Origin of the sequence: Pseudoalteromonas sp. GW168-MNA-CIBAN-0100, assembly GCF_040309225.1 — a bacterium.
Lineage (GTDB): Bacteria > Pseudomonadota > Gammaproteobacteria > Enterobacterales > Alteromonadaceae > Pseudoalteromonas > Pseudoalteromonas arctica.
In genome coordinates this window covers 1-256 of sequence record NZ_JBEOOL010000779.1, presented here as the reverse complement: position 1 = coordinate 256, position 256 = coordinate 1, and the positions used below count along the sequence as shown (strand labels likewise).

The window sequence follows — 256 nt, the reverse complement described above, 5'->3', positions numbered from 1 at the left end:
ATCAAGCACCATATCGTACAATAAGGTACCCAATTTGTTTTTGTCTAAATCAATAGTATGAACAAGTTCATACGTTAAGGCATCAATGCCAATCAGGCCAAAGTTGGATAACGAGAGCCATAAAATATTATTACGATCAACTTCATACGACAGCACATTTATGGCAACATTTTCATGTTGTTTAGGAACCTTATATATTATTTTTAGAGTTAAACTGTGAGGATTAACTTGATATAAAATCCCACCACTAAAAAAT

General features: G+C 32.0%; 1 protein-coding gene. It reads right to left on the bottom strand.

Annotated features, from left to right (window positions below):
* Positions 1-256 (bottom strand): hypothetical protein (locus AAEY62_RS23390; RefSeq protein ID WP_350636835.1); only part of this gene is annotated, 256 nt, incomplete at both ends.